Below are 16,340 nucleotides of genomic sequence, written 5' to 3'. Positions count from 1 at the left end.
TCAGGCCTCGGCCTGCCAGCTCCTGATTCGGTCGGCCGACACACCGTCGACGGCCTCCGCGACCGCGTCCGGGTCGGCGTCCGTCAGATCGTCGATGCTCTCGATCCCCGCGTCGGCCAGTTTTTCGACGGTCTTCGCGCCGAGACCGTCGAGCGCCTCGAGGTCCGACCCCGACTCGCTCTCGCGGGCCTGGAACTCCTGGTAGTTGCAGATCGGACAACCGAGTTCCCATGGCTCGTCGCCGCTGTGGATCACGAGTTCGGGGAGGTCGTGTTCCTCGCAGTGCTCGTCGGTGACCTCGATCTCGCCGCGGCGCGGAAGCGGCAGCGAGTACTCGCAGTCGGGATAGCGGGTACAGCCGACGAGCCGCGAGCCGCTCTGGAGGGTCTTGACGGCGAGTTCGCCGCCGTGTTCGTCGCCACACTCGGGACAGTCGCCGAGCACCGGCCCTTCGCCGGCCTCCTCGGCCTTGCACAGCGGGCAGCCGTGGACGAACGTCTGTCGGCCGGCGAGCATCTTCACCTCGTTCAGCCCGTGTTCCTCACACTCCTCGTCGAGGATGAGCGGCTTGCCAGTCGAGGGCAGCGGCAGCGTGTACTCGCAGTCGGGGTAGCCGTCGCAGCCGACGAAGTACGAGCCGTGGCGACTGCTGCGCACGAGCAGGTCCTCGCCGCACTCGGGACACGGCCCCAGGCGCTTGTCGTCCTTGAGCGACTTCCGGAGGTGGTCGCCGATCTCGTCGCGGGACTCCGCGAGGTTCGCGAAGATCTCTTCTAACATCTCGCGGGACTCGTCGGTGACCTCGGAGAGGTCGGCCTCGCCCGAGGCGATGGCGTCCATGTCAGCCTCGAGCTGGGCAGTCATCTCCTCGCTGACGACGCGGTCGGCGTAGTTCTCGGCGGCGTCGACGACCGCCATCGCGAGCTTCGTCGGCCGCGGCGGATCGCCCTCGATGTAGCCCCGGTCGTACAGCTTCTCGAGGGTGTTGTGGCGGGTACTCTTCGTTCCGATCCCCATGTCCTCCATGGTCTCGATGAGCCGGGACTGGCCGTAACGGCGGGGCGGCTGGGTCTGTTTCTCCTCGAGTTCGACGTCGGTGAGGCGAAGCTCCTCGCCCTCGTCGACGTCCGGCACGTAGTTCTCGGCCGTGCTGAAGTACGGGTAGACGTCGTGGTAGCCCGGCTCGACCAGTCGCTTGCCGTTGGACTTGAGCCGGTACTCGTCGACCTCGGTGACGACCTTGAGGTGCTCCCAGACCGCGGCGTCGGCGACCGTGGCGTAGAACCGCCGAACGACGAGTTCGAAGATCTCCCACTCGTCCTCGGAGACGTCGCCCCGCGAGGGGATCTCGCCGGTCGGGTGGATCGGCGGGTGGTCGGTCGTCTCCTCGTCGCCCCGGGTGGGTTCGATCTCGTCGTCGGCGTCCTCGAGCAGCGACTCGGCCGAGTCACCCAGCGCCGAGTGGCCGACGAACTCGTCGAGCAGGTCCGCGGGCTCGAGGTCGTCGGGGTAGACGGTGTTGTCCGTACGCGGGTAGGTGATGTAGCCGGCGGTGTAGAGGTCTTCGGCGATCGACATCGCCCGCTGGGCGGAGTAGCCCAGCGCGCCCGCGGCGCGGATGAACTGGGTCGTGTTGAACGGCGTCGGCGGCGCGTCGGTCCGCGTGCGGCGGTTGACGTCGACGACGGTCGCCGCCTCGCGTTCGGCGAGGGTCTCGTGGACCTCGTCGGCGGTCGCCTCCTCCCGGACGCGCTCGGCTTCGTTGCCGTCCTCGTCGCGGTAGAAGTACTGGGCCTCGAACGCCGTGTCGTCTTTGTGTAGGTCGGCGAACAGCTCCCAGTAGTCCTCCGGGTCGAACGCCTGGATCTCCCGTTCGCGGTCGACGATCAGCTTCAGCGTCGGCGACTGGACCCGGCCGACGGAGATGAAGTCGTCGCCGAGCTGGCCCGCCGACAGCGAGAGGAAGCGAGTCAGGGCAGCGCCCCAGATCAAGTCGATGATCTGGCGGGCCTCCCCCGCGGCCGCGAGGTCGAAGTCCAGTTCGTCGGGGTTCTCGAAGGCGTCTTGTACCTCGTTCTCGGTGATCGATGAGAACCGTACCCGACGGATCGGCACCTCCTCGTTGACGTCCCGGACGATCTCGTAGGCCTCCTTGCCGATGAGTTCGCCCTCGCGGTCGTAGTCCGTCGCGATCGTCACGCGGTTTGCCTTGCGCGCGAGGATCCGCAGCGTGGCGACGATGTTCTCCTTCGTCGCCGTCTTCTCGACGTCGGCGTCGATCAACTCGACCGGCTCGACGTCCCGCCAGTCGGAGTACTCCGAGGGGAAGTCGACGCCGACGACGTGGCCCGACAGCCCGACGCAGCGCTTGCCGCCCCACTCGTAGACGTTGACGCCGTTCTCGCGGCTCGAGTCGTAGGTCCCGCCGCTCAGGATGTCGGCGATCCGTCTCGCGGCGTTGTCCTTCTCGGTGATGATCAGTTCCACGGCGGATCACCTCCGTGGCGGGCGGTCGGCTCGCGCGGGCGAGGCGTGTCGTTCATCGTCGGCCGCTACGATGGAGGATCTGATAACCCTTTCGGGGCCAAACCGGCAGACAGCGCGGGTGTGCGTGCGGCGCGCGCCCGCTTGGGCAGCGCGGGCACGCGCCGATCTCGGCCTGAAGCTGTCAGCCCGAATTCCTCAGAGAGAGTCACACTCGAGACCGAAAGCTCTCGTGCCGACGGCGAACTATCCGTCGCGGGGCGGTCGGGCGGGGCCCGGCTCGATGCCTGCGTTCGCGTTCGTGTTCCCGGTCGAGTTCGTGGTCGGTTTCGATCCCGAACCGAATTCGTGGTCCGGATCCGAGGGCGAACCGCCGGCCGATCGGCGCTCCGTTCGGGGGAGTCGGATACGGACGACGGTGCCGCGTTGCTCTCCCTCCCTCTCCGCGAGTTCGAGTTCCCCGTCGAGACTCGAGACGACCCAGGTGGCGATCCAGAGGCCGAGCCCGCTCGTGTGCTCGAGTTGCGATCGTTCCCTTCGCCCGGTGAGGAGTTCGCGCTCGCGTTTCGGGATCCCCGGTCCGTTGTCGGCGATCGTCACCTCGATCGCATCGTCGCGGTCCGTGTCGCGTTCCCCGTTCCCGTCGGCGTCCGCGTTCGGGTCGACGTCCACGTCGATCTCGACCCGCGGCCGAGCCGCGTCGTTGTGTTCGATCGCGTTCTCGAGGACGTTCTCGAGCGCGACTTCGATCCCATCCGCACCGCGGACCCACGCCGACTCCGGCGCGGTCATCGTACACCCGAACTCCTCGTACCGCTCCCGGAGCGAGTCGAGCGCGTTCTCGAGGGCGGCACGGAGGTCGACGGGACGGCGGTCGTGCCCCGGATCGGTGACGAGTCGGTTCGCTCTGTGGATCTCCTCGCCGACCGAGAGCAGTTCCTCGGCCGCGACGCGGATTCGGCTGGCGAAGGGGTTCTCGTCATCGACGCGGTCCTCGAGCATCGAGGCGTACCCTTCGATCACGTTCATCCGGTTGCGGAGGTCGTGACGGATGACGCGGTTGAACACCTCGAGCCGTTCGTTCTGGGACTCGAGGCGGCGCTCGTACTCCTTGCGGTCGGTCACGTCCTGGACGACGCCGACGGCGCTGACCGGCTGGCCGTCGTCGAAAGTCAGTTCGGCCTTCTGTCTGACCCACTTCGTTCCGCCGTCGGCGGTAACGATCCGGTGTTCGACGTCGTAGGTGTCGCCCCGTTTCGCCGCTTCCCACTTCCGATCGACGAACGTCCTGTCGTCGGGGTGGATGTGAGCCATGAAGCGGTCGTGGTCGATCGGTCCGTCCTCCCTCTCGAGGCCGAAGATTTCGTAGACCTCGTCGGACCAGTAGATCTGGTCCGAGGGGACGTCTTTGTGCCAACTGCCGATGTTCGCGACCGCCTGGGCCTGTTCGAGGTGGGCCTCCCGCTGGCGGAGTTCCGCCGCGGTCTCCTTGCGCTCGGTCACGTCGCGGGCGACCAGCACGACCGCCCGCGAGCCGCCGATACGGTCGCCGACCGGCGCGATCCGCCCTTCGAACCACCGGTTTCCGGCCGGCACCTCGAGCCGGTACTCGACCGTCTGGGTCGCGCCCGTCTCGACCGCGCGCTCGACGCCCTCCCGGATCGTCTCGGCCTGTCGCCGCGGAAGGATGTCTTCGACCGGTTCGCCGACCATCGCCTCGGGAGCGTCGATCAGCCGCGCTTCGGACTCCTCGCTCGCGTACACCTCGAGGTAGCGCCCCTCCTCGTCGAGGACGAGCGCGACGTCCGGGAACGCCGTCGCGAGCGCCTCGAGTTTCGCGTTGCTGGCGCGGATCTCCTGGCGCTGTCGGTGTCGTTCGGTGACGTCCCAGATCGCGCCCCGGAGCCGGACCGTTCTCCCGTCCTCACAGTAGGCCTCGCCCCGCAAGCGGATCCGTTTGGTCGTCCCGTCGGCGGTGAGGATCCGGGCGGTGTCGTCGAACGATGTCCCCTCCGTGATCGCGGCCCGGATCGTCGCGTCGATCCGGTCGCGGTCGTCCGGGTGGTAGAACTCGATCGCCCGCTCCAGGGTCGGCTCGAACTCGTCGTCGACCGCGTGGATCCGCCGTGTCCCGTTCGTCCACCGGAGGTCGTCGGTCCGGAGATCGAGTTCCCAGCCGCCGGCGTCGGCCAGTTCCTCCGTCTTCTCGAGGAGATCGAGGCTCCGCTCGAGTTCCCGCTCCCTGTCCCGCAGTTCCGTCACGTCGCGGACGACCGCGATGTACCGGTCGTCGTCGGCCCCGTCCCGTCGAACGCTCACCCGGACCGGCATCTCGGTCCCGTCGGCGCGTCTGTTCCGCCCCTCGAGGGTCAGCGTGTCCCCGGGATCGATCCCCCGAAGTTCCGACTCGAGGTCGTCCGGCCCGAGTTTGCTTTCGACGTCCGCGACGGTCGTCTCCTCGAGGAGCCGTTCCCGATCGTACCCCAGCAGTTCGGTCGCGCGCCGGTTCACGTGGGAGTAGTTGCCGGCGGCGTCGTGAACGACGACGGCGTCCGGCAGGGCCTCGAAGATGGACCGGTACTCCGTCGCCGCCCGTTCGGCCCGGTGGCGCTCCCCGGCGTTCCGGAGCCGGCGCGCGAGGAGGGCGTTTCGATCCGTCCCGGGCGTCTCCGGGTCGCCGCCGGACGGTTCCAGCACGTAGTCGGTCAGCCCCGCATCGAGCGCGGCCCGCGGCGAGACGGTGCTCCCGTCGCCGAGACACAGGATCGGCGGCGTCACGCGGTCCGCGTCGCGGTCGAGGACGTGCTCGAGATCACCCCGCACTCCGTTGTCGCCGTTGTCGGCAGCGGCCACCCACCGCTCCGTACAGAGAACGCAGTCGACCCCTCTGGAATCGATCCCCGCGAGCGCGCCCTCGCCGGTTTCGACGGTCGCCGTCAGGGACTCCGCGGCCCGCTCGAGTCGGCCCTTCACCGACCGCCCCCGACCTGGGTCGGCCGCTGCGACGAGTACTGTCACCGGGTCCATCGCTCCGTCCCGCCGAGCGGCCGTCTCCACGGATCCCCCTCCCATCGGTATATGTCGACACGCTGTGTGATAGATAATTCAACTTTTTGGCCGCTTTTCACGGACGTCGTGCACGTATCGGGTCGGTACTTCACTGATTCAGCCACTACTGGCGGTGTAGCCGCCAGCGATCGACGAACAAGTTCAGGTTGCCGTCCGCGTCGCGCTCGAACGTGACCGGCCGTCGCTCGCCGGCAGTCGTGAGCGCGGCGAACTCGCCGGCCTCGAGGTTCTCGGGCACGAGCGGCGTCCACGCCCCCTCCTCGATCGGACCGCCGATCCGCATCCGGAGCGTCCCGCCCTCGACGCGGACCTCCCCGCGTTTGATCCCGCGGTACGTTTCGTACTCGCCGGCGAACTCCTCGAGGCGGCGCTTTCGGGCGAAGAAGGGGAGGTCGCGGGGATCCTCGCCGACTGCCGCCGCGAACACCCCTTTTCCGAGTTCGGCCAGCCCGTACCCCGGGGCGGCGTTGGCGAGCAGTGCGATCCCGACGTCCTCCGCCGGGGAGAAGCCGACGTAGGCCGTCGAGACCGCGATCGAACCGCCGTGGCCGATCAGTTCGCGGCCGCGGACCTCCCGGGTCCGCCAGCCGTAGCCGTACGGTCCCGACGGCGTCTCGGCGTGGGCGTCGTAACACCGCTCGAGCGGTTCGGCGGCGACCAGCCGGCGTTCGGCCCCGTCCGCGGCGACCCCTCCGTTGAGGTGGAGACGCAGGTAGTTCGCGAGGTCCGTCACGGGGGCGAGCAGCCCGCCCGCGGCCGCGCTTTGTTCGCGGATCGGGAGCGGGGCGGGCTCGAGGTCGGCGGTTCCGCCCTCGCTGTCGTTCCCGTCCGCGTCTCCGTCCCTGTCCGGGTCTTCCGGGAAGTACGGCGTCATCCGATCCTCGAACGATTCGAAGACCTCGCCGTCGTAGGTCGACCGGTCCATTCCGAGGGGCGCGAGGATCTCGTCGGCGACGTACTCCGTGAACGACCGGCCCGTCACCGCCTCGATCGCCTCGCCGATCAGCGTGTAGCCGGAGTTGCAGTACAGCCATCGCTCTCCCGGGTCGCCCGCGATCTCGTCGCGCGCGCCCTCCATGTGAGCGTGGAAGTCCTCGCGAGATCCCAGGGGGACGCCGGCCTCGCCGACCTCGAGTTGCCTGGCGATCAGCGCCTCGCTGACCGCCAGCGACGGGTAGCCGGAGGTATGGCTGAGCAGATGGTGGAGCCGGATGTCCTCGGGAACGTCGACCTCGAGGTGATCGACGATCCGATCGTCGTACGCGAGGGTCCCCTCGCCGACCAGTCGAGCGACCGCGAGTGCGGCGACCGACTTCGAGACCGAGCCGACTCCATAGACGGTCTCGGGGGTCGCGGGGGCGTTCGACGCGAGGTCCCGGGAGCCGTAGCCGCGGGCGTAGATCGTCCCGTCCCCGTCGGTGATCGCGAGGCTCAGCCCCGGGATCCCGTCCGCCCGCAGTCGTTCGCGAAGCAGGGAATCGATGCGCTCGGTCGCCTCGTCCTCGAGTTCGAGTGCGTTCGACATGGGTGTTCCCTCGTACGGATCGCTGTGGCGATGTCCCGGCGCTATCGCCGCTCGGGTCGCGGTTGCGCCGGAACTGACGTACGGTAAACCGTATCAGGCCCCGGCCGCATCAATGTTGAGAACCCCCCACAGGACGGCCGGCTCCGGACCGGGAGCCGGGGAGATCGAAGCCGGCAACCGACTACGGGAGCCGAGGCCTTTTTGGCTACCCGGGCGAGCCATGAACCGTCGTGGGAGAAAACGAGACGCCGAGCGACCCGGACTCGGCCACCGATCCCGACGTGGGAGCGGAACCCGAGCGCAAGCGGGTCGACATGACGACCGGGGCGATCCCCCCGAAACTCCTCCACCTGGCCTGGCCGCTGGTCCTGGGGAACCTCCTCCAGACGGTCTACAACCTGGCGGACATGTTCTGGGTCGGCCGGGTAGGGAGCGACGCCGTCGCCGCCGTCTCGCTGATGTTCCCCCTCTCGTGGATGTTCGTCTCGACCGCGATGGGGATCACCGCCGCCACCATCGCGCTGGTCTCCCAGTACGTCGGGGCCGACGACGACCGGATGGCCGACAGGGTCGTCGCCCAGACGATCCTGCTCGCGCTGGCCGTCTCGAGCGCGCTCGCGCTCGCAGGCCTTTACTTCCGGCGCCCGCTGCTGTGGCTGATCGGGGCCCGCGGACAGGTGTTCCTCGAGGCGCTGGCCTACATCGAGGTGATCTTCCTCGCCTTGCCGCTGACCTTCCTCTTCTTCGCCTTCCGGGCCTCGCTCCAGGGTGCCGGCGACACGAAGACGGCGATGTGGCTCGTCTTCGTTTCGGCCGGGATCAACGTCGTCATCGACCCCTTCTTCATCCTCGGCTGGGGGCCGTTCCCCGCGATGGGGACCCGCGGGGCGGCCATCGCGACGTTCCTCTCGCGGGCGGTCGCGGCCGCGGTCGGGATCTACATCCTGCTCGACGGGCGGTTCGGGGTCAGACTTCGGCCGCGGGACCTCGCGCCGAATCTCGGCATCCAGCGGAAGTTGATCGACGTCGGCTACCCGTCGACGATCGACGGCTGGGCCAGGAGCTTCGCGGCCGTCGCGATGGCCGGCTTCGTCGCCCGTTTCGGGGCGGCCCCGACCGCGGCCTACGGGATCGGCGTCCGGTACATGTCGGTCACGTGGGCAGTCGCCGGCGCGGTCGGCAACGCCGCGGCGACCGGGGTCGGACAGAACCTGGGGGCGAAGACGCCCGACCGCGCCGCCGCCGTCGCCAGGACCGCCACCGCCGGAACGATGGTGCTGATCTTCGGGGTCGCGGCCGTGCTCGTCGCCTTCCCGGCACAGGCGATGAGCGTCTTCGTCGCGGATCCCGACGTGATCGCCGAAGGGGTGGTCTTCCTGCGGATCATGGGGCCCTTCTGGGCGCTGTTCGCCGGCGTGATGGTCATCCAGGGGGCGTTCCGCGGGGCCGGCAACACCCGCGAGGCGATGGTGCTTTCCTTCCTCTCGCGGTGGATCTTCCGGGTTCCCGTGGCGCTCGCGCTTGGATTCACCGCCGTGACGATTCCGGTCCTCGGCGTGACGGTCCCGACCGTTCCCGGGGTCGACCTCGGGATCGAGGGGATCTGGTGGGCCTACTCGTTCGGGATGATCGCCTCGTTCGTCGTCGCCGTCGCGTGGTTCCGGCTCGGCACCTGGCGCGAGGAGGTCATCGACGAGGATGCGGACGCCGGGGAACCGCCCGGCGGGGAGTCGACGGGCCGGCCGGACGTCCCCGCCGACGGCGAGCGGGAGTCGGTCGACGACTGAACTGCCCGACGGCGTCAGCCCACCGGCAACCACTTCTCGAGTCGCGGGCTGAACTCCCCGAGCATCCGGGCGTCTTCCTCGGTGAACGCGTCGCTCGCGAGCAGCGTGAGCAGGTAGGTGCCGATGACGACGGCCGGGAGTGCGACGACGACGAGGAGGTCCGACTCGAGGAGGTAGACGACCGGTGCGCCGGCGATCGCCGCGGGGACGCCCGCGGCGACGATCTTGCCGAACTCCCGGGTGAAGGGGTGGATCCCGTCGAGGTAGTAAATCTCGAACAGGGTAAGGACCCCGACGAGGAAGAGCGCAGTGGCCGAACCGATCGCGGCCCCCTCGATGCCCACGATCGGCACCAGTGCCAGCGAGACGAGGAAGTTCGCGCCGAAGAGGACGAGCGTGTTCGCGAAGACCATCCGCGAGTAGCCCATCCCCTGCAGCAAGGAGCCGTCCGGGCCGCCGAAGGTGACGTTGAAGAGGAAGGCGGCGGCGAGCAACGCGACGACGGCGCTGGCTTCGGCGTACTGGGGGGTATACAGCACCGAGAGGTACGAACTGGCTCCCAGCGAGACGACGATCGCGATCGGCAGCGTGATCCCGGCGATCCACCTCGCCATCGTCCGGAACCGCGCCTGGACGAGTTCGACGTCCTCGCGTGTCTCGGCGATCAGCGGTTTGAACACCGGCGACAGCGAGTTGAAGATGATCATCAGCCCCGACCCGAGCATGTAGCCGACCCGGTAGATGCCGACGTCGTCCGACGAGAGGTAAAAGCCCAGCACGAAGTAGTCGACGTGGCCCATCAGGACGAAGACGACGCTCGTCATGGCCAGCGGCACGGAGTAGGTGACGAGGGGTTTCGGGGCGACGAGTTCGATGTCGGCCGTCAGGAGGTCCCAGGCCTTGTAGGTGAAGACCGCCGCACCGATCGAGATCGCGACGAAGAGGCCGACGACGTAGCCGACGATGAGTCCGAGGAGCCCGTAGCCGATCAGCAGGAGGCCCGCCGTGATGCTAAACCGGACGATCGGGCGGACGAGGTCCCGCATGATGACCCGGTACTGTAGCTTCTTGATGCTGTAGTAGGAGGTCAGGAGGACGTTGTAGATCGCCAGCATCGGGATCGTCACCGACAGGAGCAACAGCGCGACCTCCATCGACGGCTCCCGGAAGAAGTCGCCGACGAACCCCGCGCTCGCCGCCAGTGCGAACGCCACCAGCGACGAGGTCACGAGTACCGTCGCGGTGACCTGGACGATCACCCCCTTGGCCTTCCCCCGCTCGTCGTCGGCGAGGTACTGGGGGACGAAGTAGTCGATCGCCAGTGGGAGCCCGAGGTTGGCGAACACCTGCATGAAGAGGATGACCGAGGTCGCGAGGACGAACAGGCCGTAAACCGAGGGGCTGACGAACCGGGTCATCAGCATGACGATCCCGAAGCCGAGGATCCCATTGACCACGTTCCCGACGAACGTGATGCTTCCCTGTTTCGCCAGCGTCGAGACACCTTCGTCGTGATCGGTCATGGGGTTCGCCTGTCTTCGTCCGGTTCGGCCTCGAGTCCGGTGCGGGAGCGAAGCCGGGAGCGAACCGCGGCCGCGACCGGAACGCCCTCCGTCCAGGCGGGCGTCCCGGCTTTCCCCGCTTGCTTGTCTCCCACGCTCACACGCCCGTCGCCGGTTCCAGTTCGTATCGTTCGACCTCGGCGGCCCGCTCCCCGAAGTGGGGGAACTCGACCTCGACCGCCCACTCTTCGCCCGAACTGACGTCCTCGTCGACGTTCTCGATGACGCTCTCGAGTTCCTCGTCGTCCGGCCCGAAGAACGTCGCTCGGATCTCGATGTAGGTCAGCGTTCGGTCGCCGACGTTCCTGACGATCCCCCAGACGGCGACGCGTTCGTCTTCGGTCCCGGGATCGTCCCGGACGAGGTCGTGCCAGACGATCTCGACGTCGCCCGGGTCGGTGATCTCCTCGCCGTCGTCGTCGAGGTACTCGAGGCACCCGGCGCCGACCCCGGCTGCCAGTGGGCCGAGCGCGAGCGGGAGGAACGCACGACGGTGCATCGATCCCGTATTGGCGGGGACGAGTCTTGAGCGTTCGGGAGGGAAACGAAGGCCCGGGACACGTCTCGAGTCCGATCGGCCCCGGAGCCCGCGACGGATACGCATATCCATCCGGCCACCCAAGGGACGGCACATGGATTCATCGCCGGAGATTCTGTTGACCAACGACGACGGGATCGACGCGCCCGGCATTCGGGCGCTGTACGACGCGCTCTCGGAGGTCGGTTCGGTGACGGTCGTGGCCCCGGACCGGAACCGCAGCGCGGTCGGACGGGCGCTGACTTACGGCCGGACGAGCGACGACGAGGACGGGGAAAGGGACGAGGACGGGGACGGGAACGCGAACAGGGATGGGGACGCGGACTCCCCATCGAACTCCCCCGACACGAACGCCGACGCCGCCGCGACCGCCTCGAGGGACGGCGGGTTCGCCGTCGACATCCCCGCGGACTCGTTTACCTCCCCGGTCCCCCACGTCGACCACGAACTCGGCTACGCGGTCGATGGCACCCCCTGCGACTGCGCCATCGTCGGCGTCAACGCCATCGAGCCGAACCCCGATATCGTGGTCTCGGGCTGTAACGCGGGTGCCAACCTCGGCGCGTACGTCCTCTCCCGGTCGGGCACCGTCAGCGCGGCGATGGAGGCCGCGTTCCTCGGCGTCCCCTCGATCGCCGTCTCGATGGACACCCTCGGCTACGAGCGGGCGGGCGACAACCTCGAGTCCGACGGTGATCTCGAGCCCGTCGACTTCGAGCGCGCGGCGGCGGTCACCGCCTCGATCGTCGAGAGCGCACCCGGCACCGGTCTCTTCGACCGCGTCGACTACCTCAACGTCAACGTCCCCCGGCCGGATCGCCCCATCGACGACGTCTCGATCGTGCGTCCGACGGAAGTCTACGAGATGGATGCGACGATGGAGGACGGCCGCTTCCGGCTGACGAACCGCCTCTGGCAGCAGATGGCCAACCGGGACATCCCGGACCCACCGGACACCGACCGGCACGCCCTCCTCGAGGACGAACTGGCGATCTCGCCGCTGGTCGCACCGTACGAACTCGTCGACTCGGAGCCGGTCCGACGGCTCCTCGAGGACGCCGTGTCGCTTTGACCGGCCGGCCCCGAAGGAAAACGCGTCGGTTTTACACGTCCGACGGCAACCGCCGGTATGGAGTGTCGCCACTGCGCGTCGCCGCTCGAGAAACCCGGGGACTTCTGTCTCGTCTGCCGGGAAACCAACACGGAAGCAGTGGTCCTCGAGGCGGCGCGCGACCGGGCGACGCTGACGATGCTCGCGGACGAGGACTGCGAGGAGCCGGTGCTGGGGAAGACGACGATCACGACGATGCCCGAGGAGGGCGACAACGAGGTCGTCGAACTCCGGAACTTCGCGGGGCTGATCGGCGACGAAATCCGACGGAAACGCCCCGAGGAGGTCTACGCCGGCGGTGACCGGGCGGTGATCCGCGCCGTCCGCGAGGACATCCACCACCCCTTCTACCGTGTCGACGACGACGATCCGGTCCAGGCGGTCCGCGATCGGCGGGGGAACCGGGCGCTCGACGTGGTCGACACCCCACCGGCGGAGAAGATCGGCGGCAGTCACTCGACGCTGATCGGCGGCCGGACGGGCATGCAGGCGATCCAGGCCGTCGCGGGCCACCCCCACGTCAAGAAGGTGATCCCCGGTCCGATCGACGCCGGCGGGAAGGGATCACAGTCGGGAATGCGCGCGAAGGTTACCAGGGCCGACGACGGCGGCAACGTTCGTATGCTCCTTCGGGACGGCTCGAGCGTCCAGGAGAACCGGGTAGTGACGACGGCTCGGGACCGGGAGATGGGCGAGCGGATTCGGGAAGACCTCAACGACGTGCTGTCGGAGGCGGACTTCCAGTAGCGTTGGGGAGTCGGCCGCACCCGGCCGCGTCCAGCCGAGGGACGCGATCGACGGCTACGCTCCCTCGCCGTCGGTGCCCCGGACTTCGACCGTCCGTTCGTCGCTCGCGAGCGCGCTCTCGACCCGGACCGGGAACGTCTGGTCGTTTTCCACGGTCGCCGTCCGGAACCCCATCTCGAGGGTCGTCGTCCCGCCCGGGCCGAGCCGAACCGTCGCGCGGTCTTCGATCGTCGGATCGTGGCCGACGACGAACTCGAACTCCCCGGTGACCGCGACGGCACTTCGGTTCTCGACGACTGCCGTCACCGCGAGCCACTCGCCCGCGTCCACGGGATCGTTGCTCCCCGTAATCGTCACGTCGACGTCGAGGTCCTCGGTGCCGATCACCTCGACGTCTCTGACGGCCGCGTCGTTGCCGCTCTCGACCCGCGCGGGGAACGTCTGGGTCCGCCTGACGAACGCCGTCTCGAACTCGAGGACCACCGTCCGCGTCTCGCCGCCGCCGAGGGTCACCGTCTCGGTGTCGACGAGCGTCGGGTCGTGACCGACGACGAGATCGACGTCCCGCGTCGCCGTCGACCGGGCGAGGTTCTCGACCTCGGCGGTCACCTCGAGGACGTCCCCCGTAGCGACGGGATCGTTCGTGTCGAGGATGCGCACCAGCGTCGGCGGCCCCTCGACGTACACGAAGACGGGGACTTCGTCGGCGTCGCCCTCCGTCTCGACCCGAACGGGGAACTCCTGGTCGTGCTCGACGAGGGCCGTCTCGAACTCGAGGACGATCGTCTCGGTCGTACCCGGCTCGAGCGTCACCGTCCTCGTCTCGACGACCTCGGGATCGTGGCCGACGACGAGCTGTACCTCCCGCGTCAACGTCGACGAGTGAGAGTTCTCGAGTTCGGCGGTCACCTCGAGGACGTCGCCGGTCCGGACCGGGGAGTTGGTCCCCGTAATCGTCACCGAGGGGCCGACGTCCTCGGTACCGATCACCTCGACCGTCCGTTCGTCGGCGGCGTCCCCGATTTCGACCCGCGCTGGGAACGTCTGGGTTCGCCTGACCACCGCCGTCTCGAACTCGAGGTCGACCGTCTCCGTTTCGCCGCCGCCGACGGTCACCGACGCCCGGTCGACCAGCGTCGGATCGTGGCCGACGATCAACTCGGCGTCCCGGGTGACCGTCTCGCCGGTTCGGTTCTCGACGCGTGCACTCACCTCGAGGACCTCCCCCGCGTCGACGGGGTCGTTCGTCTCCGTGATCGTCACGCCCAGTTCCGCGTCGGGGGCGTCCTCGACCCTGTCGATCACCCAGGGACTCTCGGACGCCACGCTCCCGTTCTCGGCGACGACCCAGACGACGATGGGGCAGCCGTGACAGTAGCTCTCGAGTTCGTACGATGCCGTATCCGTCGTTCCGCTCACTGGGGTAACGTCGAGGACGACGTCAGCGTGGCCGAGCCACCAGACGACCCGATCGAGCAGCCCGTCCGGGTGGGCCACGTCGAGTTGCAGTTCGGTCGGTTCGCCGCGACTCACCTCGAGCGACTCCTCGTCGGGGCGGCTCCTCTCGACCGTCGGCGGTTCGACCCCGGTTTCGGTCACCTCGACCGACCACGTCGCTCGGCGAATCTCGTCGTCCTCGAAGACGGCAACGGCGACCTCGTGGGTCCCCGGCGACTCGAACGACGTCCGCCAGAAGTCGGCCCCTTCCCGCTCGTAGTACGCGCCGTACCAGGGCCCCATCGACGCGCCCGCGTGCTCGTGGTCGACGAACCACTGCGATGGGTCGCCGTCCCGCTCGAGGCCCAGGACCTCGAACAGGAGCGACGTTTCCGGCCGTACCGAGAGATGCCGGTCCGGGCGGGTCCGATCGGGGTGCAGGGGGTCGACCGCGAGTACGGTGGCCGTCCGCTCGTCGGCGTCGCCGCCGTTCTCGACTTCGACCCCCACGGTCACTTCGTCGTCCGACTCGACGGGGTAGGTTCGAAACCGGACGGGGTCGATCGTCTTCCTTTCGCCTGCCTCGACCGTCGTGCGAATCGTCCACCGGTGCTCGCCCTCGTACAAGAGATCGATCCCCGGTCTGACCCGCGTCGTTCCGACGTTCTCGATCTCTATGGTCGCCTCCAGCAGCGAACCGCCCCGAACCGGGGCGTTAGTCTCGAGAATGCGTGCTTCGACGTCGCTCCCGTCCCCGTCGGCGTGGTCGTCGGTACGGACGTCCCGTACCGGACGCTCGCGTGCGATCGCTTCCCTCCCCTCCGCCAGTGTCGCCACCAGACTCCCCCCAGCAGCGAGGTACTTCCGGCGCCGCATGGGCGATATTACCACGACTAGAGTCTTAATATACTGTCACGAACTCGAGTGACTGTCGTTCGTTCCCACCGATCCGCGCCGTGAACGAACGGCCGCCGGCTTGGCCGCTCCTGGCGGAACCGGTCGCCGGCCGTTGTGGTCACGGACTCGTGGAAGTGACACCCTCTGCTGGTTATCCCGGGTTTATAAGCACGGGTGTAATTAGATGTAATTAGCCATGCCCGAGCGACCGGACGCCGTCCTGGCCGCGATCCCGTTGCTGGCCCTCAGCGGACTCGTCCTCCGATCGCTGATCGCGACGACCGGCCTCGCCACCGGGCTGCTCGCCGCCCCGCTGGCCCCGGCCGGCTACCTGGCCGCGCTCGCGCTCGTCTTCCGGGAGTTGCTCGTCGGCCCGGTCGGCCGGTCGGCGTGACCGCCGCGTTCCCCGTCGGGCCGACGCGACTCAACAGGTTTAATAATCCGCTGGGGATAGCTACCCCTACTATGAGCGAGAAAGGAACCGTCGGTAGTGCGGGCCGCTTCGGCGCACGCTACGGCCGCGTCGCCCGACGTCGCGTCAGCGAGATCGAAGACGACATGGAGAACGCCCAGATCGACGGTGACGACGTCACCCGCGTCGGCACCGGCATCTGGAAGAACGAGGAGACCGGCGAGGTCTTCACCGGCGGCGCGTACCGTCCGGAGACCCCCGCCGGCCGCACCGTCCAGCGCTCGATCCGCGCCGCACTGGCCGAGGACGACGAATAACGAGCGATACGGACCATATTCGCATGAGCTACAAGTGCTCCCGCTGTAAACGCGACGTCCAGCTCGACGAGTACGGCGGCGTCCGCTGTCCGTACTGCGGACACCGCGTACTCCTGAAAGAACGCAGCCGCGACGTCAAGGAAGTCGACGTCCAGTAACGAAACGGTGTCTTCTCACGGCGCGACGCTCGAGTTCGCCTACGACTCGACGTCCCGTGCGCGCCTCGTCGCCGACAGCGTCGCCCGCGAGATCGGCGAGATCGACGACGAGCGCTCGCGGACGACCATCGACCGGACCGGCGCGACGCTTATCCTCGAGATCGACGCCGAGGACGTCGTCGCCCTTCGTGCGGCGTTGAACACCTGGTTTTCGCTGGTCGACGTCGCGGAGCGGACGGCCGAGGTCGGGGACGCGGTCGTTTCGGAGCGGGACTGAACGCATCGTCCCGTCGAGG

14 protein-coding genes are annotated in these 16,340 nt (G+C 68.5%); 7 read left to right on the top strand and 7 right to left on the bottom strand.

Annotated features, from left to right (window positions below; all coding sequences use genetic code 11):
• The 3 genes from BM113_RS03480 to BM113_RS03470 form a co-directional block, all read right to left on the bottom strand.
• The gene (locus BM113_RS03480; RefSeq protein ID WP_089785350.1) at nt 1-2,487 is read right to left on the bottom strand and encodes a DNA topoisomerase I; all 2,487 of its coding nucleotides are present in this window, start codon (nt 2,485-2,487) and stop codon (nt 1-3) included.
• A gap of 243 nt (nt 2,488-2,730) precedes the next feature.
• Nucleotides 2,731-5,556, bottom strand: a complete 2,826-nt coding sequence (locus BM113_RS03475) for a PAS domain S-box protein (RefSeq protein ID WP_245757963.1) — start codon at nt 5,554-5,556, stop codon at nt 2,731-2,733.
• Nucleotides 5,557-5,656: 100 nt separating this feature from the next.
• A complete protein-coding gene (locus BM113_RS03470; RefSeq protein WP_089785345.1) occupies nt 5,657-7,078 on the bottom strand; it encodes a serine hydrolase in 1,422 nt (473 codons plus the stop codon).
• Nucleotides 7,079-7,392: 314 nt separating this feature from the next.
• On the opposite strand from BM113_RS03470, the gene BM113_RS03465 reads away from it, so the two are divergent.
• A complete protein-coding gene (locus BM113_RS03465; protein ID WP_089785575.1) occupies nt 7,393-8,865 on the top strand; it encodes an MATE family efflux transporter in 1,473 nt (490 codons plus the stop codon).
• A 14-nt stretch (nt 8,866-8,879) separates the two neighbouring features.
• On the opposite strand, the gene BM113_RS03460 is transcribed toward BM113_RS03465, so the two are convergent.
• From BM113_RS03460 to BM113_RS03455, 3 genes are read right to left on the bottom strand one after another with little or no spacing between them, the layout of a single operon-like run.
• Nucleotides 8,880-10,388, bottom strand: a complete 1,509-nt coding sequence (locus tag BM113_RS03460; RefSeq protein WP_089785343.1) for a flippase — start codon at nt 10,386-10,388, stop codon at nt 8,880-8,882.
• A complete protein-coding gene (locus BM113_RS22185; RefSeq protein ID WP_177209083.1) occupies nt 10,385-10,528 on the bottom strand; it encodes a hypothetical protein in 144 nt (47 codons plus the stop codon). Before BM113_RS22185 ends, BM113_RS03460 begins: the two co-directional genes overlap by 4 nt.
• A complete protein-coding gene (locus BM113_RS03455) occupies nt 10,525-10,926 on the bottom strand; it encodes an FxLYD domain-containing protein (RefSeq protein WP_089785341.1) in 402 nt (133 codons plus the stop codon). Before BM113_RS03455 ends, BM113_RS22185 begins: the two co-directional genes overlap by 4 nt.
• Before the next feature lie 133 nt (nt 10,927-11,059).
• Between BM113_RS03455 and surE the strand changes: the two genes are divergently transcribed.
• Nucleotides 11,060-12,037 (top strand): 5'/3'-nucleotidase SurE, encoded by a 978-nt coding sequence (surE, locus tag BM113_RS03450; RefSeq protein ID WP_089785340.1) that lies wholly within the window; start codon nt 11,060-11,062, stop codon nt 12,035-12,037.
• 57 nt (nt 12,038-12,094) lie between these two features.
• Nucleotides 12,095-12,823 (top strand): DUF2103 domain-containing protein, encoded by a 729-nt coding sequence (locus BM113_RS03445; RefSeq protein ID WP_089785338.1) that lies wholly within the window; start codon nt 12,095-12,097, stop codon nt 12,821-12,823.
• Between the two features lie 54 nt (nt 12,824-12,877).
• Here the strand turns inward: BM113_RS03445 and BM113_RS03440 are convergent, their stop codons facing one another.
• Nucleotides 12,878-15,136 (bottom strand): COG1361 family protein, encoded by a 2,259-nt coding sequence (locus tag BM113_RS03440; RefSeq protein ID WP_245757962.1) that lies wholly within the window; start codon nt 15,134-15,136, stop codon nt 12,878-12,880.
• 217 nt (nt 15,137-15,353) lie between these two features.
• On the opposite strand from BM113_RS03440, the gene BM113_RS03435 reads away from it, so the two are divergent.
• From BM113_RS03435 to BM113_RS03420, 4 genes are all read left to right on the top strand, one after another.
• On the top strand, nt 15,354-15,551 hold the full coding sequence (locus BM113_RS03435) for a hypothetical protein (protein WP_089785334.1): 198 nt from the start codon (nt 15,354-15,356) through the stop codon (nt 15,549-15,551).
• A gap of 71 nt (nt 15,552-15,622) precedes the next feature.
• Nucleotides 15,623-15,886, top strand: coding sequence for an eL43 family ribosomal protein (locus BM113_RS03430; protein ID WP_089785332.1), 264 nt, complete (start codon nt 15,623-15,625; stop codon nt 15,884-15,886).
• 23 nt (nt 15,887-15,909) lie between these two features.
• On the top strand, nt 15,910-16,044 hold the full coding sequence (locus tag BM113_RS03425; protein WP_006181151.1) for a DNA-directed RNA polymerase subunit P: 135 nt from the start codon (nt 15,910-15,912) through the stop codon (nt 16,042-16,044).
• 7 nt (nt 16,045-16,051) lie between these two features.
• Nucleotides 16,052-16,321 (top strand): KEOPS complex subunit Pcc1, encoded by a 270-nt coding sequence (locus BM113_RS03420; protein WP_089785330.1) that lies wholly within the window; start codon nt 16,052-16,054, stop codon nt 16,319-16,321.
• The last annotated feature ends 19 nt before the right edge of the window (nt 16,322-16,340 follow it).

Origin of the sequence: Natronobacterium haloterrestre, from assembly GCF_900112205.1 — an archaeon.
Taxonomy (GTDB): domain Archaea; phylum Halobacteriota; class Halobacteria; order Halobacteriales; family Natrialbaceae; genus Natronobacterium; species Natronobacterium haloterrestre.
The sequence above is the reverse complement of the archived record's forward strand: the minus strand, read 5'-3'. Positions and strand labels throughout refer to the sequence as shown.